A 24,564-nucleotide genomic window follows, 5' to 3' on the forward strand; every position below is an offset into this window, starting at 1 on the left:
TATTATTTATACTGTGTCGCATTCTTGATACTGGACAACCTCATGTCAGTAAGTTCTTTTAACCGACGCTGGGCGACGGTGATCCTTGAAGCCCTGACCCGCCATGGCGTCAGGCACGTGTGTATTGCCCCGGGCTCTCGCTCCACGCCGCTCACCCTTGCAGCGGCGGAAAACCGGGCTTTTATTCATCACACCCATTTTGACGAGCGCGGCCTGGGCCATCTGGCACTCGGGCTGGCGAAGGTCAGCAAGGCGCCCGTGGCGGTGATCGTCACGTCCGGTACGGCGGTGGCGAACCTCTACCCGGCGCTGATTGAAGCGGGCTTAACCGGTGAGAAGCTGATTTTACTGACTGCCGATCGCCCCCCTGAACTTATTGACTGCGGCGCTAACCAGGCGATTCGCCAGCCCGGCATCTTTGCTTCGCATCCTTCTCAGACGGTTTCGCTGCCGCGCCCCACTCAGGATATTCCCGCCAGCTGGCTGGTCTCCACCCTTGACCACGCCATGAACGCGCTGCGCAGCGGCGGGCTGCACATCAACTGCCCGTTTGCCGAGCCGCTGTACGGCGAAATGAACGATACCGGCCTCGCCTGGCAGCAGCAGCTCGGAGAGTGGTGGGAGAGCGAAAAGCCGTGGCTGCGCGAGCAAACGCATCTGGAAAGCGCAAAGCAGCGCGACTGGTTCTTCTGGCGTCAGAAGCGCGGCGTGGTGCTTGCCGGGCGGATGAGCGCGGCGGAAGGCAGGCTGGCGGCGGAGTGGGCCCAAACGCTTGGCTGGCCGCTGATAGGTGACGTGCTTTCCCAGACGGGTCAGCCGCTGCCGTGCGCCGATCTCTGGCTGGGGAACGCGAAAGCGGTCACCGAGCTGGCGCAGGCGCAGATTGTCGTCCAGCTGGGATCGAGCCTGACGGGTAAACGCCTGCTTCAGTGGCAGGCCACCTGTACGCCGGAAGAGTACTGGCTGGTGGATCCGCTCGAAGGGCGCCTCGATCCGGCGCACCACCGCGGCCGTCGCCTGGTGAGCGATATCGATACCTGGCTGGCGCTGCATCCGGCGGAAAAACGCAAGCCCTGGGCGGTAGCGATCCCCGAGCTGTCACGCCAGGCGTGGGAGATTACCAAAGCGCAGTGCGAAGCGTTCAGTGAAGCCGGGCTGGCGCACCGTATCCGGAAATATCTTCCCGAGCAGGGGCAGCTTTTTGTCGGTAACAGCCTCGTCGTGCGCCTGATTGACGCCCTCTCGAAGCTGCCCGCTGGTTACCCGGTGTACAGCAACCGGGGGGCGAGCGGCATTGACGGCCTGATCTCCACCTCGGCCGGCGTACAGCGCGCCAGCGCCAAATCCACGCTGGCAATTGTGGGGGACCTCTCCGCGCTCTACGATCTCAACGCGCTGGCGCTGCTGCGTCAGGCGTCGGCACCGTTTGTGCTGATTGTCGTTAACAATAACGGCGGCCAGATTTTCTCGCTGCTGCCGACCCCGCAGAGCGAACGCGAGCGCTTCTATCTGATGCCGCAGAACGTGCAGTTTGAACATGCCGCCGCCATGTTCAGCCTTAAATACCATCGCCCGGAAAGCTGGGACGATCTGGAAACGGCGCTGAGCACCGCCTGGCGACAGCCCGGCGCAACGCTGATTGAGCTGGTGGTCAACGATTCTGAAGGCGCGCAGAAGCTGCAAACTCTGCTGGCGCAGGTGAGCCACCTGTGATCCTCGCAGGCGTCACGCAGCCCGGAAAGCCAGGCTACCCCTGGCTGGTTTTCCTGCACGGTTTTTCCGGCGACCGCCGCGAGTGGCAGGCTGTTGGAGCGTCGCTGAAGGACTATCCCCGGCTCTACCTGGACCTGCCGGGACACGGTGAGTCAGCGGGCGTCGGCGTGACGGGGTTTGCCGGGATGAGCGCGCTGCTTACCCGCACCCTTATTAGTTACAACATACTGAAATACTGGCTGGTGGGGTACTCCCTCGGCGGCCGCATTGCGATGTTTCATGCCTGCCAGCGTCCTGCGGGCCTGAACGGGCTGATTGTGGAAGGCGGGCACCCGGGCCTGCTCCAGGCCGAGGCGCGCGAGGCGCGGCTTGTATCCGACCGCCGCTGGGCGTCACGTTTTCGCGGCGAGCCGCTGGAAAATGTCTTTGCCGACTGGTATCAGCAGCCCGTCTTTGCCTCCCTCACGCAGGCGCAGCGCCGCGCGCTTATCGCCCTGCGCAGCCGGAACAACGGCCTGAAGCTGGCAGAGATGCTGGAAGCCACCTCGCTTGCCGTTCAGCCTGACCTGCGTCCCGCGCTCAGCGCGCGTGATTTTCCTTTTTACTATCTCTATGGCGAACGTGATGAGAAGTTCAACGCCATCGCTGCTGAACTTAACGCCACGCGTCATGCTATCCCTCATGCCGGACACAACGCCCACCGGGAAAACCCGGATGCGGTTGCCGCGAGTCTGGCTCAGATACTGCGTTATCGAACAAAGGACACGCTATGATCTATCCTGATGAAAACATGCTTTACGCGCCGGTTGAATGGCAGGACTGCTCCGAAGGCTACACCGACATTCGTTACCACAAGTCCGCCGACGGCATTGCCAAAATCACCATTAACCGCCCTCAGGTGCGCAACGCGTTTCGTCCGCTGACCGTCAAAGAGATGATCCAGGCGCTGGCGGATGCCCGCTACGACGACAGCATCGGCGTCATCGTCCTGACCGGTGAAGGCGAAAAAGCCTTCTGCTCCGGCGGCGATCAAAAAGTGCGTGGCGACTACGGCGGATACCAGGACGATGCGGGTACGCACCACCTGAACGTGCTGGATTTCCAGCGCCAGATCCGCACCTGCCCGAAACCGGTGGTGGCAATGGTGGCAGGTTATTCCATCGGCGGCGGCCACGTGCTGCACATGATGTGCGACCTGACCATCGCGGCGGAAAACGCCATCTTCGGCCAGACCGGCCCGAAAGTGGGCTCCTTCGACGGCGGCTGGGGCGCATCCTACATGGCGCGCATCGTCGGCCAGAAAAAAGCCCGCGAGATCTGGTTCCTGTGCCGCCAGTACAACGCGCAGGAAGCGCTGGATATGGGGCTGGTCAACACCGTGGTGCCCGTTGCCGATCTTGAGAAAGAGACCGTGCGCTGGTGTCGCGAAATGCTGCAAAACAGCCCAATGGCGCTGCGCTGCCTGAAAGCCGCGCTCAACGCCGACTGTGACGGCCAGGCGGGCCTTCAGGAGCTGGCGGGCAACGCGACCATGCTGTTCTATATGACCGAAGAGGGTCAGGAAGGGCGCAACGCGTTCAACGAAAAACGCCAGCCAGACTTCAGCAAATACAAACGGAACCCGTAATGCGTCGCGCGCAGGTTTACCGCTGGCAGATACCGATGGACGCGGGCGTGGTGCTGCGTGAACGGCGGTTAAAAACCCGTGACGGCTTTTTCGTGCACCTTCGGGAGGGCGAGCGGGAAGGGTGGGGCGAGATAGCCCCGCTTCCGGGCTTTAGCCTGGAAACGCTGGACGAGGCGCAGGCCGCGCTGATGGCCTGGACGCACGACTGGCGCGAGGGAGACGATCCGGCGCTGCCGGACGTTCCTTCCGCCGCGTTCGGCATCAGCTGCGCGCTGGCAGAGCTGGACGGCAGTTTGCCGGAGGCGGCGAACTATCGCGCCGCCCCGCTCTGCACCGGCGATCCGGATGAACTCTTCGCGCTGCTCTCCGCGATGCCGGGCGAGAAGGTGGCGAAAATCAAGGTCGGCCTGTACGAAGCGGTGCGCGACGGGATGGTGGTCAACCTGCTGCTGGAAGCCATCCCCGACCTGCGCCTGCGCCTGGACGCCAACCGCGCCTGGACGCCGCTCAAGGCGCAGCAGTTCGCGAAATACGTTAACCCCGCGTACCGCAGCCGCATTGCGTTTCTCGAGGAGCCGTGCAAAACCCGCGACGATTCCCGCGCCTTTGCCAGGGAAACGGGCATTGCTATCGCCTGGGATGAAAGCCTGCGCGAAGCCGATTTTGCCTTCTTCGCCGAGCCCGGCGTCAGTGCCGTGGTCATCAAGCCGACGCTGACCGGCAGCCTTAATACGGTGCGCGAGCAGGTCGCGGCGGCCCATGCTTCGGGGCTGACGGCGGTAATCAGCTCGTCCATCGAGTCAAGCCTTGGGCTGACGCAGCTGGCGCGCGTTGCCGCCTGGCTAACGCCGCAGACCACTCCTGGCCTCGATACGCTGAACCTGATGCAGGCGCAGCTTATTCGCCGTTGGCCAGACAGCACCCTGCCGTGCCTCGACGCTGGGGCGCTGGAGCCGCTGCAATGACTTTTATCGACTGGCCGTGGCGGCACTGGCGCGCGCGGCATGCCGACAGGCCCGCGCTGCGCTTAGGCGATGTAACGCTCAGCTGGTCTCAGCTGTGCGAGCGTATCGACAGGCTGGCAGCCGGTTTTCAGTCTCAGGGGGTGAGGGACGGTGACGGCGTCATGCTGCTCGCCCACAACCATCCCCGGACCCTGCTGGCCTGGCTTGCGCTGCTGCAGTGCGGCGCACGCATTCTGCCGGTAAACCCTCAGCTTCCGCGTCCCCTGCTGAACGTGCTGCTGCCGCAGATGACGCTGCGCTTTGCGCTGGTGCTCAACGGTGAATATGACGGTCTGCCCGCGCTGGCGGTAAGAGAGGGAGAGGGGCAGGGCGGCGTGACGTGGCGGGCGGAACGTCTGGCCTCGATGACGCTCACCTCCGGCTCCACCGGCCTGCCGAAGGCGGCGGTGCACACCTGCGCTGCCCACCTTGCGAGCGCAAAAGGCGTGCTGTCGCTGATGCCTTACGGCGGTGACGACGACTGGCTGCTGTCCCTGCCGCTGTTTCACGTCTCCGGTCAGGGGATCTTGTGGCGCTGGCTGCAGGGCGGAGGCCGTATTACCGTGCGCGAAAAACAGCCGATGGAGCAGGCGCTACGGGGCTGCACCCACGCCTCGCTGGTGCCGACCCAGCTGTGGCGACTGCTCAATTCACACCATCCCGTCGCGCTGAAGGCCGTGCTGCTCGGCGGAGCGGAAATCCCCGTTGAGCTGACCGAACAGGCGCGCGAGAAGGGGATCCGCACCTTCTGCGGCTACGGCCTGACCGAGTTTGCTTCCACCGTCTGCGCCAAGGCGGCCGACGGCGAGCCCGACGTGGGCAGCGCGCTGCCGGGCAGGGAGGTTCAGGTGGTCAACGGTGAGGTCTGGATCCGGGCAGACAGCATGGCAACGGGCTACTGGCGAGACGGCGCGCTGCTGCCGCTGGTCAACGAGCAGGGCTGGTTTGCCACCCGCGATCGCGGCGAGTGGCGTAACGGCCGTCTGACCATTCTGGGCCGGATGGACAACCTATTCTTCAGCGGCGGAGAAGGGATCCAGCCGGAAGCGCTGGAGCGCGTCATCGTCACGCATCCGCAGGTGAGCCAGGCGTTTATCGTTCCGCTGGATGACGTTGAGTTCGGGCAGCGCCCGGTTGCGGTAGTGGAATGCGAGCCCGGCACGGATATCACGCTGTTACCGGAGTGGGTTAAGGGCAGGCTGGCGCGCTTTGAGCAGCCGGTGCACTGGCTGGCCCTGCCGCCGGAGCTAAAAAATGGCGGGATAAAGATCTCCCGCCAGGCGTTAAAGCAGTGGGTCAATGCCCTGTTGAGGGGATAATCAGCCGATATCCGGCTGCGGTTTGTGGTGGCGTCGGCGCATCCAGCGCAGCACCGGCGGCACGACAATAACCATGATCGCCATCCCCAGCAGGATCTTCGTCACGCTGCTTTCCCACAGAATCGCCATGTTGCCGTTGCTGATGGAGAGGGCGCGGCGCAGGTTCTGCTCCAGCATTTCACCCAGCACGAACCCTAAAATCAGCGGCGACATCGGGAAGTGCATCTTGCGTAAGATGTACCCCAGCACCCCGAGCAGCACCATTAACACCAGGTCGAAGGTGGTACTGTGCACCGCGTATACCCCAACCGCAGAAACGGCGGCGATAGCCGGGACCAGGAACCACAGGGGAATGGTCAGCATTCGGGTAAACAGGCCGATCAGCGGGATGTTCATCACCAGCAGCATCACGTTGGCGATCAGCAGCGCCGCAATCAAGCCCCAGACGATATCGGGCTGCTCGGTAAACATCGCCGGACCGGGAGTGATGTTATAGAGCGTCAGCGCGCCCATCATCACCGCCGTGGTGCCGGAGCCCGGCACGCCGAGCGTCAGCATCGGGATAAACGAGCCGCAGGCCGAGGCGTTATTGGCCGCCTCTGGCGCCGCCACGCCGCGTATATCGCCTTTGCCGAAGCTGTCGCCGTTACCGCTCAGCTTCTTCTCCGTCATGTAGGTAATGGCGCTGGCGATGGTTGCCCCCGCGCCGGGCAGAATGCCGACGAAGAAACCGATTACCGACGAACGCAGGGTGGCACCCACGCACTGCGCCCCCTCTTTGGCGTTAAAGAGCATACGGCCGGTTTTACGCACCAGCGTCTGCCCGCTGCTGGTATGTTCCAGCATCAGCAAGATTTCCGATACGGAGAACAGGCCAATCACGACGACGATAAACTGCACGCCGTCGGACAGGTGAACGCTGTCGAAGGTAAAGCGATAAACCCCGGTGTTGGCATCCACGCCGACGGTGGCTAACCCTAAGCCAATCAGCGCGGATAAAAACGACTTCAGCGGGTTCTGCGCCATCATGCTGCCGAGGCAGGCGATGGCGAACACCATCAGGGCAAAATATTCGGCCGGACCAAAGGCCAGCGACCACTGGGCCAGCGCCGGGGCGAACAGGATGATGCCGCCAATGGCGATCAGGGAGCCACAGAACGAGCTGACGGCGGAAATCGAGAGCGCCACGCCGCCGCGCCCCTGCTGCGCCATCGGATAACCATCCAGCGCGGTCATAATGGCGGCGGCATCGCCGGGCACGTTAAGCAGTATCGACGAAATCCGCCCGCCGTATTCACAGCCGATATATACCGTCGCCAGCAGGATCAGCGCCGATTCGGCGGGCAGATGCAGGGCAAAGGCCAGCGGCAATAAAATCGCCACGCCGTTGATGGGGCCAAGGCCGGGCAGCAGGCCGACAATGGTCCCGACGAAACAGCCGATCAGGGCAATCACCAGGTTTTCCGGGGTCATCGCTACCGCGAACCCCTGAGAGAGATAGATCCAGGTATCCATAGCGTGCTCCGTTAGTTAAACCATGCGCCGAGGGGCAGCGTCACGTCTAGCAGGCGGTCGAAGGCGTACCAGAGTAAAATGCCCAGCACGACCCCGGAGATCCCCGCCGCGGGCAGCGAGGCGTTAAACAGCAGGCCAATCACCATCGTCAGCAGGGCGGTGGCAATCGGGAAGCCGAGCCACTCAAAGCCCCACGCGTACATCAGCAGCACAATCACCATCACCAGCAGACGCTGCAGCGTGCGGCGCGGCGGCCACTCCACGGTATCCGGGTGGCGCAGCAGCAGGGCTACCGAGCAGAGCAGCATCAGGCCGACAATGCCCACAGGGAAGGGGCGTGGCCCCACGGGTTCATAGCTGTATTCGCTGTGGATCTGCCAGGCGACGAACATCCCGCCAACGCAGAGCAACAGCCAGATCCCGGCAAAAATGCGATCGCTCATAGCGCCTCCGGTTATTTCGCCAGGCCAAAGGCTTTCGCCTGCTCGCGGTAATCATTCACCTGTTTTTTCACGTAGTCGTCCAGCTGCTTGCCGTTCAGGTTGAACTCAAACAGCCCGCGCAGATCGCGCTGCTTTTTGAACGACTCGGTTTGCTGGAGTTTTGCGAAGGTATCCACCCACCACTGGTACTCGGCGTCGGTCACCTTTGGCCCGACGAAGAAGCCGCGAATGATCGGCCAGACCAGGTCATAACCCTGCTCTTTGGCGGTTGGGACGTCTGCCAGCTGGCCCGGCAGGCGGTTTTCCGAGAACACCGCCAGCACGCGAATTTTATCCCCGCTCAGGTACGGCACCATTTCGCTGAGATCGCCAGAAACGGCCTGCACGTGGTTGCCCATCAGCGCCGTGACCGGCTCACCGCCGCCCTCAAAGGCCACGTAGCGCATCTTGTGCGGATCCACTTTTGCCTGCTGCGCCAGCAGAGCGGCTTTCATCCAGTCCTGGCTGCCGATAGACGCGCCCGCGCCAATCACCACGCTGTTCGGATCTTTTTCCATGGCGGTCAGCAGATCTTTCAGGGATTTCCACGGGGAGTCGGCGCGAACGGCAATCATGCCGTAATCGGTGCCCACGGTGGCGAGCCAGCGCACGTCGTCCACGTCATAACGGCCAAATTTGCCCTGCGACAGGTTCAGCAGCGAGCCGCCGGAGAAGGCCACCACGGTACCCGCTTCGGCAGGGCGCTGCGCGACAATGGCGTTGTAGGCTACCGCGCCCACGCCGCCGGGCATGTAGGTAACGCGCATCGGTTTTTCGATGGCCTTCGTCTCCAGCAGGCTGACCTGAATCAGCTTGCAGGTCAGGTCGAAACCGCCGCCGGGCTTGGCCGGAGCTATGCATTCGGTGCGGGACGGGGCATCCTGCGCCTGGACGACAGAGGCACTCAACACCAAAACGCTTGCAGCAAGAGCAGAAAGTAATTGTTTTTTCATCGTTTATCCTCACGCCGGAGAACCGGGAGTACGGGTACGGGTGTCTTTTTTCTGATTATGTGAACCACCTTGTAGCGGTTCCGTTGCGCGATTGTTAAAACAATAACCTTTCATTTCCCTTTCACTGCGACACCAACTTTACAGGATGTGATATGCGTCTCTTACTGGCGGAAGATAATCGTGAGCTGGCTCACTGGCTGGAGAAAGCGCTGGTACAGAACGGTTTTGCCGTGGACTGCGTCAACGACGGGCGCGCGGCCGATCACCTTTTGCAGGGGGAAAACTATGCCGTCGCGATCCTGGATATCGGCATGCCCGGCTTCGACGGGCTGGAGGTGGTGCACCGCCTGAGAAAGCGCGGGCAGACGCTTCCCGTGCTGTTTCTTACCGCCCGCAGCAACGTGGCGGACAGGGTGAAAGGCCTGAATGCCGGGGCTGACGACTACCTGCCAAAGCCGTTCGAGCTGGAGGAGCTTGATGCCCGCCTGCGCGCGCTGCTGCGCCGCAGTGAAGGGCGAACCCAGGAGCGTCAGCGCCTGGGGGAGCTGGAATACGATGACGACGGCTTTTTTCTTCTGCGCGATGAGCCCCTCTCGCTCACGCCCCGCGAGCTTTCGTTACTGAAGGTGCTGATGCACCGCCGCACCCGCCCCGTATCCCGACAGCAGCTTTTCGACCAGGTGTTTAGCCTGAACGACGACGTCAGCCCCGAGAGCATCGATCTCTATATTCACCGCCTGCGTAAGAAGCTGGCCGGAAGCGGGGTGCGGATCACCACGCTTCGGGGTCTGGGCTACGTGCTGGAGTGCGGCGATGAGGTGGGTTAAGCCGCAGTCGCTTTACCAGCAACTTCTGCTCTTTCTGGGTTTGCCGCTGCTGCTGTTATGGGGGCTGTCGGCCTTCAACAGCTACGTCAGCGCGCTTCAGGCGGCGACGCAGGCCTATGACCGCACGCTGCTATCCTCGGCGCGTACGGTGTCTGAACGGCTGGAGGTGCACAACGGCAAGCTGCTGGTCAACGTTCCCTGGGTGGTGCTCGACAGCTTTGAGCTGAACATGAACGATCGCCTCTACTACAAGGTGGTTGACCCGGACGGTCGGACGATCTCCGGCTATGACGATCTGCCGAACATGCCTCCCTCCACGTCGCGCACCACGCACTATCCCGCGCTGGCCTGGTTCTATCATACCGAGTATCGCGGTCAGGCGATCCGCGTGGCGAAGCTGCTCCAGCCGGTTAACGAAGACAGCGTGTCCGGAATGGCGGAGATCTACGTTGCCGAAACCCTGCAGTCGCGGCGCTATCTGGCCACCCAGCTTCTCTTTTCATCCTTAGTCTCGCAGGGGCTGCTGGTGCTGCTGACGCTGGTCCTAACCGCCTGGCTGCTGCGCCGCGTGCTGCGCCCGATGCGCCAGCTCTCCTCGCTGATGGTGCGCCGTGAGCCCGGGCTGCTGGCCCCGCTGCCGGAGCTGCTGCCCTGGTCGGAAACGCGGCTGCTGATCGTGGCGTTTAACCGCTATATCGACCGTCTGCGGGGCGTGCTGTCGCGGCAGGAGCGCTTCAGCGCCGATGCCTCCCACCAGCTCAAAACCCCGCTGGCGGTGCTCAAAACTCAGGTTTCGGTTGCCCTGACGCGAAACGATCCGGCCCTGTGGCAGGAGAGCTTGCGGGCGATGAACGTCACGCTGGACAACACCATCGTGCTGACCGAGCGGCTGCTGCAGCTTTCGGCGGTGAAGCGAAAGGAGCAGGGTGAGCGGCAGTTTGGCCCCGTCGATCTGGTGCAGGTGGTGCAAAACTGCTGCTTTTCCCGGCTGGCGCAGGCGCGCAGCAAGGGTATCGATCTCGGGTATGACGGCGTTCAGCAGCCGGTAATGATTGAAGGGGACGACGTGCTGCTGGGCGAGCTGTGCGCGAACCTTCTGGAGAACGCCATCAAATACACCCCGGAGCAGGGCATAGTCACGGTGTTTCTGCGCATCGATAACGACGCCGTTGAGCTCCGCGTGGAGGACAGCGGGCCGGGAATTGCTGAAGATCAGATCGCCCAGGCCATGCTGCCGTTTCATCGACTGGATAACGTGGGGGACGCCGCCGGGTCCGGGATTGGGCTGGCGCTGGCCGGGGACATTGCCCGCCTGCACCGCAGCCATCTTCAGCTCTCGGCCAGTGAACAGCTGGGCGGCCTGAGCGTGAAAATGCGCTTTTTATTGATGACGTAAATGCCGATATTTTCATATCGTTACAAACTAATCGTTCGATGTATGCGGAGTCCATTGATCCCACGGATAGTCAGGTTAAAATCTCGCGGTTTTGGGACATCTGTGAATAAATTGTGCGGGATCACGACAATGAAAAAAGTGGCATTAATGGGCTTAGGCCTGATGGTTGTATCGGCTGCGGCCAACGCTATCTCCTTCAACGGCTCGGCGGGCGAGGACTATACCCACCTGGGCTTTGGTCTTGGCACGGATAGCGCAGGCCTGGCGATGACCGGCGGCTGGACGCATAACGACGACGATGGCGACGCGGCGAGCCTGGGCCTCGGCTTTAACGTTCCGCTTGGTCCATTCCTGGCGACCGTCGGCGGTAAAGGGATCTACACCAACCCGAACGACGGTGACGAAGGCTACGCGGCGGCAGTAGGCGGCGGGCTGCAGTGGAAGATTGGCGACAGCTTTGGCCTGTTCGGCGAGTACTACTACTCCCCGGACTCCCTCTCCAGCGGTATCGAGAGCTACCAGGAAGCCAACGCCGGCGCGCGCTGGACCATCATGCGTCCAATTACCATCGAAGCAGGCTACCGCTATCTGAACCTGGCCGGTAAAGACGGCAACCGCGACAACGCGCTGGCCGACGGCCCGTACGTAGGCGTTAGCGCAGGCTTCTAACCCCTTCGGCGCGGCGTTCCGTCGCGCCAGTTTCTCTCTTCCCCCGCTCTTCGATTGCGCTATAGTGTTTTGACCATTGAAATGGGAGAACACAATGATAAACGTGGAAATGTTATCCACTGGCGACGAAGTGCTGCATGGGCAAATCATTGATACCAATGCCGCCTGGCTCGCCGATCTCTTCTTTGAGCAAGGATTACCGTTAACGCGCCGCAACACGGTGGGCGACAGTCTTGAGTCACTGGTCAACGTTTTGCGCGAGCGCAGCGAGCAGTGCGACGTGCTGATTGTGAACGGCGGGCTGGGTCCCACCAGCGACGATCTTAGCGCGCTGGCCGCCGCCACGGCCAAAGGCGAAGGGCTGGTGCTGCACGAGGCGTGGCTGGCGCAGATGGAGCGCTTTTTCTCCGATCGTGGCCGCGTAATGGCTCCCAGCAACCGCAAACAGGCTGAAATTCCCGCCAGTGCGGAACTGATTGATAACCCGGTCGGCACCGCCTGCGGGTTTGCCGTTCAGCTTAACCGCTGCCTGATGTTCTTCACCCCCGGCGTGCCGTCGGAATTTAAGGTGATGGTCGAGCAGCAGATCCTGCCGCGCCTGCGCGCGCGCTTCACCCTGCCTGAACCGCCGCTGTGCCTGCGCCTGACCACGTTTGGCCGCTCGGAGAGCGATCTGGCCCAGAGCCTCGACGGCCTGAAGCTGCCGCCCGGCGTGTCGATGGGCTATCGCTCCTCCATGCCGATTATCGAACTCAAGCTGACCGGGCCGGCGACGGAAAAAGCCGCCATGCTGGCGCTGTGGCCTGAGGTGCAGCGCGTTGCCGGGGAAAGCCTGATCTTCGAAGGCACGGAAGGGCTGCCGGCGCAGATTGCACGGCATTTGCAGTCTCGCCAGCTGAGCGTGACGCTAAGCGAGCAGTTTACCGGTGGGCTTCTGGCGCTTCAGCTTACCCGCGCGGGTGCGCCGCTGCTGGCCAGCGAAGTGGTGCCGTTCCAGCAGGAGACGCTGGCGCAGACGGCACGCTGGGCGTCCGAGCGCAGGGTGAAGCATTTTGCGGGGCTGGCGCTGTTCGTCGGCGGGCTGGATGACGAATACCTCAACCTTGCCCTGGCGACGCCGGAAGGCACGCACGCCCTGCGCGTGAAGATGAGCATTACCCGCCATAGCCTGGCCGTGCGCCAGGAGGTATGCGCGATGATGGCGCTGAACATGCTGCGCCGCTGGCTGAACGGGAAAGAGGTCGCCAGCGAGCACGGCTGGATCAACGTGGTGGAAACGCTGTTCGTCGAGTAAGCGGTCGCCGGGGCGGTGGCCCCGGCAACGGTTACGCCAGCGCTTTTGCCAGCAGGCTAATGGGATGTTCACAGCGCTTGCTGGTGGACATCTCAATCTGCCATTTACAGGTTTCGCAGTCGGTCACCACGATATCCGCACCGCTCTCTTCAATCTGGCGGAACAGCGGAGCCCCAATCGCCTGTGACGTCTGGTAATTTTCCCGCTTAAAGCCGTAGGTGCCTGCGATGCCGCAGCAGCGGGAATCCAGCACCGTCAGATCCAGCCCCGGGATCAGCCGCAGCAGCTCCAGCGTATAGATTGACCAGCCCATCTTCTCCATATGACACGGGGTGTGATACACCACCTTCAGCGGCAGGTTGCCCAGCGGCAGCGTCTGCCCGCCGTCCAGCCTGCGCCAGAGAAAGCGGGTCGCCAGCTCAATGTGCTCGCGCAGGCAGCTGTTATCCACGTCCAGCAGGTGAGGATATTCATCGCGCAGCGTGAAGGTGCAGGTTGACGACGTCGCCAGCACCGGGATCCCTTTGTCGACGATCGCCTCGCGCAAAGCGGTGACGTTGCTTTTCGCCTGCTTGCGCGCTTTGTCGGTAAAACCGTTGGCAATCAGCGGAACGCCGCAGCACTTCTCCTTGCTCAGCAGCTGTACGCCTGTTCCCATGGCGTTCAGCACCTTCAGCAGGTCTTTTCCCAGCTGCGGATGGTTGTAGTTCACGTAGCAGCCGTGGAAGAAGGCGACCTGGTCGGCAAAATGCGCCTGATCTGCCGCCACGGATTTATACCAGCGGCGGAAGGTGCCGTGAGCGTATTTCGGCAGGCTACGGTGATGGTCGATTTTAAGCGTTGCGTCCAGCAGCCTGCGCACCGGTTTTAGCGCGGTGGCGGCATTGACCACCGGCGCGAAAGGCGTGGAGACGCTGCCCATCAGGTCGGTGTGGCTCAGTATCGCGTCGCGCAGCGTCGGCTTTTGCGTGCTGTAGCGCGCCCGGGCGCGCTGGATGATGTCGCCAATCTTCACGTCCGACGGGCAGGCAACTTCGCAGCGTTTGCAGTTGATGCAGTATTTCAGCGCCTCGTCGTACAGCGCCCCGTCCTTCAGGCGCAGACGTTCTCCGTCGGGGCCGGCCTGTTTCGGGCCGGGATAGCGCGGATCCACGCCGCTCACCGGGCAAACCGTGGTGCAGACCGTGCATTTGATACAGCTTTCAAAACGGGTGTCGTTCATCGTGCAGCCTCCCTGCGCTGGATAATCTGCTCCGCAACGTGCAGCGCGGTAACCGCGCAAACGCCGCCGCCGCAGCCCTGCGCCACGGGATCGTATCCGCCCAGAACCGAGCCGATGGCGTAAAGATTTTCAACCGGTTTCCCGTGCAGCTGCGGACGCAGCCGGTCGTCGACGATGACGCCGAACTGCTGCCATGGCTGCGGGGCGAAGAAATCGCTCTGATACCAGTCCGCGCGGGAGCCGCTTTGCCGGACGTCCAGCCCGAGGATCGCCTCACGCACGCCATCCCGGCTGCTCAGCAGACCGTTGCTGAAAAAGCTGCCGCTGGCCAGCACCGTATAGCGCGCGCGAAGAGGGATATCGTCGTGGTTGCGGGTCCAGACTTCACCTGCCGCGCCCCCGTTCAGGGTGATTTTCTTCACCTCGTCGCCCGCCATCCACACGCCGCCCTGCGCGACAAACTGGCGCTGCAGCTGGGTATGCAGACGAATGCCGGGCACGGAAGGGGGAAGCGTCGGCAGTAAACCGAGCGTGCAGGGCAGGCGCTCCGAGAGCCAGCGCCAGAGCCGGTTGTCGCTTAAGCCAAAACAGGCGGGCATAAACAGGGCGTCGCAGCTCTCGCCGAGCGGCCGAAGCGCCTCGTACAGGCGCGGCCAGTAACGTTCATTATCCAGCAGGCGGGCGATATTCACCGCGCGAAACTCGCTGGGGTTCTCGCGCAGCACGTCGAGTTCGGGAAGGTCAATCTCTGCCGTCTCCACCTGCACCCCCTGCTGCTTAAGGGACGCGGCGGCCAGGTGCGGCTGGAAATCGAGGAAACCGCCGATCCCAACCACCAGCACGCGTGCCGCCGTGATGGGGGCGACGGGCACCTCTTCCGGACTAAGCCAGGCGGCGCGCAGGGTGCCGAGCGGCGTTACGCGCAGATGATTTTGTTCTGCGTCACCCTGCATGCGGGCGCCGCAGGTGGACAGCAGATGTTCTGCTTCACAGGCAAAGCGGGCCATATTCTCTGCGCCCGTCAGGCGGTAGGGGTGCTCGGGCGGCAGATCCGCAAGCGTCAGCGCGCCCAGTAAATCCAGCGAGCCGGAGGAGAAGTGCAGGGCGCTTTGTCCACGGGTCACGATGGCGCAGCGCAGACCCTGCTGCGTCAGCTTAATGCCGCAGAGCAGGCCCGCCAGCCCGCCGCCGACAATCACGGTATCAAATTTCATGATTTGGCTCCTTCTCCAGGCCGCAAAGCCCCTGATAGACCCAGCGGGTAAACTCGCTTTCGCGCAGGGCATCGCCCCAGGCGACGGGCTGAATGCCTTTCCAGCGCTCGTTTAAAAAATCGCTCAGCTGGGCGAGCGACTGGGTAGAGGTGGTCGCGTGAAAACGTTGCAGTAACCCGGCTGCGCGGCAGGCGCAGAGCTCCCCCTGGCAGGTGCCCATCCCCACGCGCGTGCGGCGGCGTAAGTCGAGCAGGTTGTTCACCGTCAGGTTTTCCACCGCATACTGCACCTCGCCTGCGGTTACGGCTTCGCATTCGCACACCAGGCTGCGGCTCAGCCGTCCTTCACCGAGCCAGGCCGGGGTGCGGTCGCCGTGGCGGTAAATCGCCGAACCGCGAAGCGGCGCGGGAAGGGAAATGATGCTGTGCAGCGTTTTTTCTGTCGACTGCTGCGAGCCAGGCAGGGCCCGTTCTGCCGTGACGCACGGCGCGCTGTTCCCGAGCTTGCGGCAGACCGCGTCGGTGGCCCACTGCGCCATCAGGCGGTAGGTCATCAGCTTACCGCCGGTGATGGTGATAAACCCGTCCATGCCGTCGCGCTCGGCGTGATCGAGCAGCACGATGCCGCGGCTGACGTTGCGCCCGCTCGGGTCGTTATCGCTGGCAACCAGCGGGCGCACCCCGGCATAGGCGCGCAGGATGCGGGTCTGCGCCATCGCCGGGGCCAGCTTTTCCCCTTCGCGCAGCAGAATGTCCACCTCTTCAGCAGTGACGCGGTTAACGTCAATGTCGCTGTAGTCGACGTGCGTAGACGTCGTGCCGATGAGCGAAATGGTGTCGCCGGGCACCAGGATGTCGGCGTCGGACGGTTTGCGGCAGCGGTTGATCACATGGTTATTGATGCGGTGATCGAGGATCAGCAGCGAACCCTTTGCCGGGAACATGCGGATGGCTAAATCGGCATATTCTGCGATGCGCTGGCCCCAGATCCCCGCCGCGTTCACCACCACGGCGGCATACAGCTCGCTGTGTTCGTTGTACTGCGTATCCCAAACGCGCACCCCGCGCACGGTATTGCCTTCACGAATAAGCCCGGTGACGCTATGCCCGGTCAGGATACGTGCGCCGTGCTCGCGCGCGTCCAGCATATTCGCGGCGGTCAGGCGGAAGGGGTCAACGGTGCCGTCAGGCACTTTTACCGCGCCGAGTAAGGCCGGGTTGACCGACGGTTCAAGACGGCGCGCCAGCGCAGGATCGATTGCCTCCGCGCGGATGCCTGCCGCCGTGCAGGCGGTAATAAAGGTGTGCTGAAAGGCGAGGTCATCTTCGGGAAGGGTGATAAAGAGCCCGTCGGTGGGCTCAACGCAGTGGCGGGCGATGCGCCTGAGGATCTGGTTCTCCGCGATGCATTCGCGCGCGGATTCCGCATCGGTAACCGCGTAGCGCGCGCCGCTGTGCAGCAGGCCGTGGTTTCGCCCGGTCGCGCCGGTGGCGATATCGTGGCGTTCCAGAAGCGTGACGCTCAGCCCCCGCAGGGCGCAGTCGCGTGCGATGCCGGCACCCGTCGCGCCACCGCCAATGATAATCACATCGCTGTAGCGTGGATCGTGAATTGTCATTGCCTTTCCTCTATGTTCGTTTTTTAGCATTTAGCCACAGTGATAGTGTGGTTTGTTTGATTTCGAACATAAACGCGCGAAATTCGAAAGTGAAACGTGATTTCATGCGCTTTTTTGCGCATTCTGTCATATTTCTGTAACAATCTGTGCGTTGATTCACAGTAACAATCACCGTGATTTCTTAACATCGCCGCCTCTGTAGCCGGGCGCGTTATGTCCGGTCATTTTTTGAAAGGCCACGGAGGCTGTTATGCTCAGTATCTTTAAACCTGCGCCACATCGGGCGCGACTGCCAGAGGCAGAGATAGACCCTCTCTACCGCCGTCTGCGTTGGCAAATCTTCATGGGGATTTTCTTTGGCTATGCGGCGTACTACCTGGTACGTAAAAACTTCGCGCTCGCCATGCCGTACCTGGTGGAGCAGGGCTTCTCGCGCGGCGATCTGGGTTTCGCGCTGTCGGGGATCTCTATCGCCTACGGTTTTTCGAAATTTATTATGGGGTCCGTGTCGGATCGCTCGAATCCGCGTGTGTTCCTGCCCGCCGGCCTGATCCTGGCGGCAGCGGTGATGCTGTTTATGGGCTTTGTGCCGTGGGCGACGTCCAGCATTGCCGTCATGTTCGTGCTGCTGTTCCTCTGCGGCTGGTTCCAGGGGATGGGGTGGCCACCGTGCGGACGCACCATGGTGCACTGGTGGTCGCAGAAGGAGCGCGGCGGCATTGTATCGGTCTGGAACTGCGCGCATAACGTCGGGGGAGGGCTTCCGCCGCTGCTGTTCCTGCTGGGGATGGCCTGGTTCAACGACTGGCACGCCGCGCTTTATATGCCAGCCTTTGGGGCAATCCTGGTCGCGCTTATCGCCTTTGCGCTGATGCGCGATACGCCGCAGTCCTGCGGCCTGCCGCCGATTGAAGAGTACAAAAACGACTATCCGGATGATTACAGCGAGAAGCACGAAGAAGAGCTGACGGCAAAGCAGATCTTCATGAAGTACGTGCTGCCCAACAGGCTGCTGTGGTACATCGCGGTGGCGAACGTCTTTGTTTACCTGCTGCGTTACGGCATTCTCGACTGGTCGCCAACCTACCTGAAAGAGGTGAAGCACTTCGCGCTGGATAAATCGTCCTGGGCCTACTTCCTGTATGAATATGCGGGGATCCCGGGGACGCTGATTTGCGGCTGGATGTCGGACAAGGTGTTTAAAGGCAACCGCGGCGCAACGGGCGTGTTCTTTATGACCCTGGTGACCATCGCGACGGTCGTTTACTGGCTCAACCCGCCGGGCAACCCAGGCGTGGACATGGCCTGCATGATCGTCATCGGCTTCCTGATTTACGGCCCGGTAATGCTGATTGGCCTGCACGCGCTGGAGCTGGCGCCGAAGAAGGCGGCAGGAACGGCGGCAGGCTTTACCGGCCTGTTTGGCTACCTGGGCGGTTCCGTGGCGGCAAGTGCTATCGTCGGCTATACCGTTGACTTCTTCGGCTGGGACGGTGGCTTTATGGTGATGATTGGCGGCAGCGTGCTGGCGGTTCTGCTGCTCATCATTGTGATGATTGGTGAAAAACGTCACCACGCCGAAGTGCAGGCGCGTCGTCAATAAGGAGCATGGGCATGAAATTATCTTACTTAACAACCGGCCTGCTGCTGGCCGGTTTAATGACCGGCTCCGCGCTGGCGACGGATAAAATCGTCATCGCCCACCGCGGCGCCAGCGGCTATCTGCCGGAGCATACGCTGCCGGCGAAAGCGATGGCCTATGCGCAGGGCGCGGATTATCTGGAGCAGGATCTTGTCATGACCAAAGACGACCAGCTGGTCGTCCTGCATGACCACTATCTCGACCGCGTTACGGACGTGGCGGAACGCTTCCCGGACCGCGCCCGCAAAGACGGCCGCTATTACGCCATCGACTTCACGCTGGCGGAGATCCGCTCGCTGAAGTTTACCGAAGGCTTCGAGATTGAGAACGGTAAGAAGGTGCAGGTCTATCCGGGACGCTTCCCGATGGGCAAGTCCGACTTCCGTATTCATACCTTCCAGGAAGAGATTGAGTTTGTTCAGGGGCTGAACCACTCAACCGGGAAAAATATCGGCATCTACCCGGAAATCAAGGCGCCGTGGTTCCACCATCAGGAAGGGAAGGACATTGCCGCGAAAACGCTGGAGGTGCTGAAGCAGTACGGCTACAACAGCAAGCAGGACAAAGTCTATCTCCAGTGTTTTGACGCCGCTGAGCTGAAGCGCATTAAAACCGAGCTGGAGCCGAAGATGGGGATGAACCTCAATCTGGTACAGCTGATTGCTTACACCGACTGGAACGAAACCCAGGAGAAGCAGCCGGACGGGAAGTGGGTGAACTACAGCTACGACTGGATGTTTAAGCCGGGCGCGATGAAGCAGATTGCGCAGTACGCCGACGGTATCGGGCCGGATTACCACATGCTGGTGGCGGAAGGCTCAACGCCGGGCCACGTGAAGCTCACGGCGATGGTGAAGGAGGCGCATGCCAGCAAGATGCAGGTGCATCCGTATACGGTGCGTGCCGACCAGCTGCCGCCGTATGCCACGGACGTGAATCAGCTTTATGAGATATTGTACAACCAGGCAGGCGTGGACGGACTGTTTACGGATTTCCCGGATAAAGCGGTGGAGTTCTTAAAATAGAAAAAGGGCCGCAAGGCCCTTTTTTACATCTCGATCTCAATATCGCCTTTCGCGCGGCAGCAGCAGGGCAAAATTTCCCCTTCACTGATAAAGGCCAGCGGTTCGGTCAGCCAGTCTACCTGACCGGCGACCAGTCGGCAGCGGCAGGAGCCGCAGTAGCCTTCGCGACACTGGTACTCTACCTCCACCTGATGCGCTTCAAGCGCCACCAGCAGAGAAGGGTGCTCTTCCTGGCACAGCACTTCTGTACCCGAAAGGCTCAGCGTTACGCGCGTCATCAGAGCTGGAAGTCGCTCAGATCGTCGGTGTTGACTTCAGAGTCAATCTGACCGACCAGATAGGAGCTCACCTCGACTTCCTGCGGCGCCACCTGCACGTTATCGGACACCAGCCAGGTGTTGATCCACGGAATCGGGTTAGAGCGCGTCTGGAACGGCAGGTCGAGACCAACGGCCTGCATGCGGATGTTGGTGATGTACTCAACGTACTGGCACAGGATGTCTTTATTCAGGCCGATCATGGAGCCGTCGCGGAACAGGTAGTCTGCCCACTCTTTCTCCTGCTGCGCGGCCAGGACGAACAGGTCGTAGCACTCCTGCTTGCACTCTTCAGCAATTTCCGCCATCTCCGGGTCGTCCGTACCGCTGCGCAGCAGGTTCAGCATATGCTGGGTGCCGGTCAGGTGCAGGGCTTCGTCACGGGCGATCAGGCGAATGATTTTGGCGTTGCCTTCCATCAGCTTGCGCTCGGCAAAGGCGAAGGAGCAGGCGAAGCTCACGTAGAAGCGAATTGCTTCCAGCGCGTTGACGCTCATCAGGCACAGGTACAGCTGCTTTTTCAGCGCGCGCAGGTTCACGGTGACGGTTTTACCGTTCACGTTGTGCGTCCCTTCGCCCAGCAGGTGCCAGTAGCTGGTCATCTCAATCAGCTCGTCGTAGTAGTGCGAAATGCCTTCCGCACGTTTCTGGATCTGCTCGTTGGTAACGATATCGTCAAACACCACCGCCGGATCGTTAACGATGTTGCGGATGATGTGGGTGTAAGAGCGGGAGTGGATCGTCTCGGAGAACGCCCAGGTTTCAACCCAGGTTTCCAGCTCAGGAATGGAGATCAGCGGCAGCAGCGCCACGTTCGGGCTACGGCCCTGAATGGAGTCCAGCAGCGTCTGGTACTTCAGGTTGCTGAGGAAGATGTGCTTTTCGTGATCCGGCAGCGCCTGGAAATCGATACGATCGCGGGAAACGTCAACTTCTTCCGGACGCCAGAAGAAGGAGAGTTGCTTTTCAATCAGCTTTTCGAAGATGTCATATTTTTGCTGATCGTAGCGTGCCACGTTGACCGGCTGGCCGAAGAACATCGGCTCTTTGAGCTGGTCGTTTTTCGTCTGTGAAAAGGTGGTATATGCCATTGCGGTGAGTCCTGTGGTGTTATTTCCCCCTCACCCTAACCCTCTCCCCTGAGGGGAGAGGGAAACGTTCGGAGCAATTTTTTCACCCTCGCCCCTGTGGGGAGAGGGCCGGGGTGAGGGGCGTATTATTAGATCTTACATGCGCCGCTTTCGCAGCCATCGTCCTGAATTGACGGCACCAGGTCGTCCTGAGCGTCTTCCGCACCGTCACGGGTGTTGTGATAGTACAGGGTTTTCACGCCAAACTTATAGGCGGTGAGCAGGTCTTTCAGCAGCTGCTGCATCGGAACCTTGCCGGACGGGAAGCGCGTCGGGTCATAGTTGGTATTGGCAGAGATCGACTGGTCGATGAACTTCTGCATGATACCTACCAGCTGCAGGTAGCCGTCGTTGTTTGGCATTTCCCACAGCAGCTCGTAGTTGTTCCCCAGCGTTTCGTAATCCGGCACAACCTGACGCAGCACGCCGTCTTTGGAGGCTTTGATGCTGACGTGGCCGCGCGGCGGCTCAATCCCGTTGGTGGCGTTAGAGATCTGCGAGGAGGTCTCGGACGGCATCAGGGCAGAGAGCGTGGAGTTACGCAGGCCGTGAGTCTTGATGGACTCGCGCAGGCCTTCCCAGTCGAGATGCAGCGGCTCGCTGACGATCGCATCCAGGTCTTTTTTGTAGGTGTCGATCGGCAGAATGCCTTTCGCATAGGTGGTTTCGTTGAACCACGGGCACGCGCCTTGCTCTTTCGCCAGCTCGTTGGAGGCTTTCATCAGGTAATACTGAATCGCTTCGAACGTCTGGTGGGTCAGGTTGTTGGCGCTGCCGTCGGAGTAACGCTTGCCGTTTTTCGCCAGCCAGTAGGCGAAGTTAATCACGCCAATACCCAGGGTACGACGGCCCATTGCGCCGCGTTTTGCCGCCGGGATTGGGTAATCCTGGTAGTCCAGCAGGGCGTCGAGGGCACGAACCGCCAGCACGGCCAGCTCTTCCAGCTCGTTCAGGCTCTTAATCGCACCCAGGTTGAACGCAGAGAGCGTACACAGCGCGATTTCGCCGTTTTCGTCGTTCACGTCTTCCAGCGGTTTGGTCGGCAGGGCGATCTCAAGGCACAGGTTAGACTGGCGCACTGGCGCCACGACCGGGTCGAACGGGCTGTGGGTGTTGCAGTGGTCAACGTTCTGGATGTAGATACGGCCGGTAGAGGCACGTTCCTGCATCATCAGGGAGAACAGGTCTACCGCCTTGACGCGCTGCTTGCGGATGCTGTCGTCTTTTTCGTATTTGGTGTACAGACGCTCGAACTCGTCCTGATCGGCGAAGAACGCGTCGTACAGGCCCGGGACGTCAGACGGGCTGAACAGGGTGATGTCCTCGCCTTTCAGCAGGCGGGTGTACATCAGCTTGTTGATCTGTACGCCGTAGTCCATGTGGCGCACGCGGTTGCCTTCCACGCCGCGGTTGTTTTTCAGAACCAGCAGGCTTTCCACTTCCAGGTGCCACATCGGGTAGAACAGGGTTGCTGCACCGCCGCGCACGCCGCCCTGAGAGCAGGATTTCACTGCGGTCTGGAAGTGCTTGTAGAACGGGATACAGCCGGTGTGGAACGCTTCACCGCCGCGAATCGGGCTGCCCAGCGCGCGGATACGACCGGCGTTGATGCCGATACCGGCGCGCTGGGAAACGTATTTCACAATGGCGCTGGAGGTGGCGTTAATGGAATCCAGGCTGTCACCGCACTCGATCAGCACGCAGGAGCTGAACTGACGGGTAGGGGTACGCACGCCAGACATGATTGGCGTTGGCAGCGAGATCTTAAACGTCGACACCGCATCGTAGAAACGCTTCACGTAGTCCAGACGGGTTTCGCGTGGATAATTAGAGAACAGGCAGGCGGCCACCAGAATATAGAGGAACTGGGCGCTCTCGTAGATTTCGCCCGTCACACGGTTCTGAACCAGGTATTTACCTTCGAGCTGCTTCACCGCCGCGTAGGAGAAGTTCATGTCGCGCCAGTGATCGATAAACCCGTTCATCTGCTCGAACTCTTCTTCCGTATAGTCTTCCAGCAGATGCGTATCGTATTTGCCCAGCTCAACCATTTTTACCACGTGGTCGTAAAGCTTCGGCGGCTCGAACTGGCCGTAGGCTTTTTTACGCAGGTGGAAGATGGCCAGACGTGCAGCGAGGTACTGATAATCCGGCGCGTCGCGGGAGATCAGATCTGCCGCCGCCTTGATGATGGTTTCGTGGATATCAGACGTTTTGATGCCGTCGTAGAACTGAATATGAGAACGCAGTTCAACCTGGGAGATAGATACGTTGTTCAGTCCTTCTGCTGCCCAGTCGAGAACTCGATGGATTTTGTCCAGATTGATGCGCTCGGTAGTACCGTCGCGCTTTGTCACCAGCAGACTCTGATTCATGTGGGTTTTTACCTGTCCGTGAAATAAAAAAAATATCCCCCGCTTATCCACAGATCCGTCTTGTGACTAACTCTGTGGATAAATACTACATATAGGGGTTTTGCGATAAGAAGAACGCTATATGGTGAGTATTCTAGTATCGAATCTTTTCAGCACAAGGGTTGATTTTGAGGTTAAATTGAGGTTGTGAAAGGGTAAAAAAGCCTAAGTCCTCGTACCGTAAGGCCTGGAAGAGATGTCAATATTCCAGAAAAAAAATTCAAAATTTGATCGAGTGCTGATTTCTTCAACGGGAGGTCAGAATTGCGCAACATGAAGTCGCGCAATCTTTATAAGAATAACGAATGACGTTAGGCGTTTTTGGCGGTTGTGTGCAACATATAGTTAACATCAACGCCCGGCGCGAGCTTGAATTTATCCGTCAGCGGATTGTAGTGCAGGCCCGTCATGTGCTGCTCCTTGAGCCACGTCTGGTCAACCCAGCTCAGCAGCTCGGCAGGCTTAATGAATTTCTTCACGTCGTGCGTTCCTTTCGGCACCATGCGCAGGACATACTCTGCACCAACCACGGCCATCAGCCAGGCTTTGCCGTTACGGTTGATGGTGGAGAAGAAGACCTGACCGCCCGGCTTGACCAGTTTCGCACAGGCGCTGACCACCGACTGCGGATCGGGAACGTGCTCCAGCATCTCCATGCAGGTCACGACATCATACTGGTGCGCGTGTTTTGCCGCATGTTCTTCTACGGTCTCCTGTACGTACTCCACCTGCACGCCGGACTCCAGGGCATGAAGACGAGCCACCTGCAGAGGTTCGAAGCCCATGTCCAGACCGGTAACGGTGGCGCCTTCGCGGGCCATGCTTTCCGCCAGGATGCCGCCGCCGCAGCCCACGTCGAGCACTTTCTTACCGAACAGACCGCCGGAACGCTCCGCGATATAGCCCAGACGCAGCGGGTTAATACGATGCAGAGGTTTGAACTCACCTTCGAGATCCCACCAGCGGGACGCCACCGCTTCAAATTTGGCAATCTCTTCGTGGTCAACGTTGTGAGCCACCGGGGATTTTTCGGCATTCATGGGCGCTTTTACTCCTTATTTAGCAAGACAAATGAGTATATCAGGCAATCCCCGTGAATAAAGCGTATAGGTTTACCTGTATCACCGCGGCTGTGTTATAATTTGCGACCTTTGAATCCGGGATACAGTAGAGGGATAGCGGT

21 protein-coding genes are annotated in these 24,564 nt (G+C 60.7%); 11 read left to right on the plus strand and 10 right to left on the minus strand.

Going from position 1 to position 24,564, the window contains the following annotated elements; translation table 11 throughout:
• The first annotated feature begins 42 nt into the window (after positions 1-42).
• Genes menD through menE form a run of 5 tightly spaced genes read left to right on the plus strand, consistent with a single transcriptional unit; the run spans position 43 to position 5,663 of the window.
• A complete protein-coding gene (menD, locus tag HWQ14_RS12180; RefSeq protein ID WP_176609847.1) occupies positions 43-1,713 on the plus strand; it encodes a 2-succinyl-5-enolpyruvyl-6-hydroxy-3-cyclohexene-1-carboxylic-acid synthase in 1,671 nt (556 codons plus the stop codon).
• Positions 1,710-2,486: a 2-succinyl-6-hydroxy-2,4-cyclohexadiene-1-carboxylate synthase gene (gene menH, locus HWQ14_RS12185; RefSeq protein WP_176609848.1), complete on the plus strand. Its 777-nt coding sequence runs from the start codon at positions 1,710-1,712 to the stop codon at positions 2,484-2,486. Before menD ends, menH begins: the two co-directional genes overlap by 4 nt.
• Positions 2,483-3,340 (plus strand): 1,4-dihydroxy-2-naphthoyl-CoA synthase, encoded by an 858-nt coding sequence (gene menB, locus HWQ14_RS12190; protein ID WP_176609849.1) that lies wholly within the window; start codon positions 2,483-2,485, stop codon positions 3,338-3,340. The genes menH and menB overlap by 4 nt, the downstream gene beginning before the upstream one ends.
• A complete protein-coding gene (menC, locus tag HWQ14_RS12195) occupies positions 3,340-4,305 on the plus strand; it encodes an o-succinylbenzoate synthase (protein WP_176609850.1) in 966 nt (321 codons plus the stop codon). Before menB ends, menC begins: the two co-directional genes overlap by 1 nt.
• The gene (gene menE, locus HWQ14_RS12200; protein ID WP_176609851.1) at positions 4,302-5,663 is read left to right on the plus strand and encodes an o-succinylbenzoate--CoA ligase; all 1,362 of its coding nucleotides are present in this window, start codon (positions 4,302-4,304) and stop codon (positions 5,661-5,663) included. Before menC ends, menE begins: the two co-directional genes overlap by 4 nt.
• Here menE and HWQ14_RS12205 read toward each other — a convergent pair whose 3' ends face one another.
• The 3 genes from HWQ14_RS12205 to HWQ14_RS12215 are packed head-to-tail and all read right to left on the minus strand — an operon-like array spanning position 5,664 to position 8,613.
• Complete coding sequence (locus HWQ14_RS12205; RefSeq protein WP_176609852.1) at positions 5,664-7,178, minus strand: tripartite tricarboxylate transporter permease; 1,515 nt, start codon at positions 7,176-7,178, stop codon at positions 5,664-5,666.
• An 11-nt stretch (positions 7,179-7,189) separates the two neighbouring features.
• The gene (locus tag HWQ14_RS12210; RefSeq protein ID WP_176609853.1) at positions 7,190-7,621 is read right to left on the minus strand and encodes a tripartite tricarboxylate transporter TctB family protein; all 432 of its coding nucleotides are present in this window, start codon (positions 7,619-7,621) and stop codon (positions 7,190-7,192) included.
• Positions 7,622-7,632: 11 nt separating this feature from the next.
• A complete protein-coding gene (locus HWQ14_RS12215; RefSeq protein ID WP_176609854.1) occupies positions 7,633-8,613 on the minus strand; it encodes a Bug family tripartite tricarboxylate transporter substrate binding protein in 981 nt (326 codons plus the stop codon).
• Positions 8,614-8,765: 152 nt separating this feature from the next.
• On the opposite strand from HWQ14_RS12215, the gene tctD reads away from it, so the two are divergent.
• From tctD to HWQ14_RS12235, 4 genes are all read left to right on the plus strand, one after another.
• Positions 8,766-9,440: a transcriptional regulator TctD gene (tctD, locus tag HWQ14_RS12220; protein WP_176609855.1), complete on the plus strand. Its 675-nt coding sequence runs from the start codon at positions 8,766-8,768 to the stop codon at positions 9,438-9,440.
• Positions 9,427-10,836, plus strand: coding sequence for a sensor histidine kinase (locus tag HWQ14_RS12225; protein ID WP_176609856.1), 1,410 nt, complete (start codon positions 9,427-9,429; stop codon positions 10,834-10,836). Before tctD ends, HWQ14_RS12225 begins: the two co-directional genes overlap by 14 nt.
• Positions 10,837-10,965: 129 nt before the next feature.
• Positions 10,966-11,505 (plus strand): YfaZ family outer membrane protein, encoded by a 540-nt coding sequence (locus HWQ14_RS12230; protein ID WP_148419900.1) that lies wholly within the window; start codon positions 10,966-10,968, stop codon positions 11,503-11,505.
• Positions 11,506-11,599: 94 nt separating this feature from the next.
• Positions 11,600-12,799: a nicotinamide mononucleotide deamidase-related protein YfaY gene (locus tag HWQ14_RS12235; RefSeq protein WP_176609857.1), complete on the plus strand. Its 1,200-nt coding sequence runs from the start codon at positions 11,600-11,602 to the stop codon at positions 12,797-12,799.
• Positions 12,800-12,830: 31 nt separating this feature from the next.
• Here the strand turns inward: HWQ14_RS12235 and glpC are convergent, their stop codons facing one another.
• The 3 genes from glpC to glpA are packed head-to-tail and all read right to left on the minus strand — an operon-like array spanning position 12,831 to position 16,853.
• A complete protein-coding gene (gene glpC / locus HWQ14_RS12240; protein WP_176609858.1) occupies positions 12,831-14,021 on the minus strand; it encodes an anaerobic glycerol-3-phosphate dehydrogenase subunit GlpC in 1,191 nt (396 codons plus the stop codon).
• Positions 14,018-15,235: a glycerol-3-phosphate dehydrogenase subunit GlpB gene (gene glpB, locus HWQ14_RS12245; protein ID WP_176609859.1), complete on the minus strand. Its 1,218-nt coding sequence runs from the start codon at positions 15,233-15,235 to the stop codon at positions 14,018-14,020. The genes glpC and glpB overlap by 4 nt, the downstream gene beginning before the upstream one ends.
• The gene (glpA, locus tag HWQ14_RS12250; RefSeq protein WP_176609860.1) at positions 15,225-16,853 is read right to left on the minus strand and encodes an anaerobic glycerol-3-phosphate dehydrogenase subunit A; all 1,629 of its coding nucleotides are present in this window, start codon (positions 16,851-16,853) and stop codon (positions 15,225-15,227) included. Before glpA ends, glpB begins: the two co-directional genes overlap by 11 nt.
• A 250-nt stretch (positions 16,854-17,103) precedes the next feature.
• Here glpA and glpT point away from each other — a divergent pair, with 250 nt between their 5' ends.
• Positions 17,104-18,456, plus strand: coding sequence for a glycerol-3-phosphate transporter (glpT, locus tag HWQ14_RS12255; RefSeq protein WP_176609861.1), 1,353 nt, complete (start codon positions 17,104-17,106; stop codon positions 18,454-18,456).
• An 11-nt stretch (positions 18,457-18,467) separates the two neighbouring features.
• Positions 18,468-19,520: a glycerophosphodiester phosphodiesterase gene (gene glpQ, locus HWQ14_RS12260; RefSeq protein ID WP_176609862.1), complete on the plus strand. Its 1,053-nt coding sequence runs from the start codon at positions 18,468-18,470 to the stop codon at positions 19,518-19,520.
• 23 nt (positions 19,521-19,543) lie between these two features.
• On the opposite strand, the gene yfaE is transcribed toward glpQ, so the two are convergent.
• The 4 genes from yfaE to ubiG all read right to left on the minus strand — a co-directional run bounded on the left by yfaE (position 19,544) and on the right by ubiG (position 24,421).
• Positions 19,544-19,798: a class I ribonucleotide reductase maintenance protein YfaE gene (gene yfaE, locus HWQ14_RS12265; protein WP_010433414.1), complete on the minus strand. Its 255-nt coding sequence runs from the start codon at positions 19,796-19,798 to the stop codon at positions 19,544-19,546.
• Entirely contained in the window at positions 19,798-20,928 is a 1,131-nt protein-coding gene (gene nrdB / locus HWQ14_RS12270) for a class Ia ribonucleoside-diphosphate reductase subunit beta (protein ID WP_047346599.1), read from the minus strand. The genes yfaE and nrdB overlap by 1 nt, the downstream gene beginning before the upstream one ends.
• Positions 20,929-21,056: 128 nt before the next feature.
• Positions 21,057-23,342: a class 1a ribonucleoside-diphosphate reductase subunit alpha gene (nrdA, locus tag HWQ14_RS12275; protein WP_176609863.1), complete on the minus strand. Its 2,286-nt coding sequence runs from the start codon at positions 23,340-23,342 to the stop codon at positions 21,057-21,059.
• A 350-nt stretch (positions 23,343-23,692) separates the two neighbouring features.
• Positions 23,693-24,421: a bifunctional 2-polyprenyl-6-hydroxyphenol methylase/3-demethylubiquinol 3-O-methyltransferase UbiG gene (gene ubiG, locus HWQ14_RS12280; protein WP_148419892.1), complete on the minus strand. Its 729-nt coding sequence runs from the start codon at positions 24,419-24,421 to the stop codon at positions 23,693-23,695.
• Positions 24,422-24,564: the final 143 nt, after the last annotated feature.

It is taken from the genome of Enterobacter cloacae (assembly GCF_013375935.1).
In the GTDB taxonomy this organism is placed as follows: domain Bacteria; phylum Pseudomonadota; class Gammaproteobacteria; order Enterobacterales; family Enterobacteriaceae; genus Enterobacter; species Enterobacter pasteurii.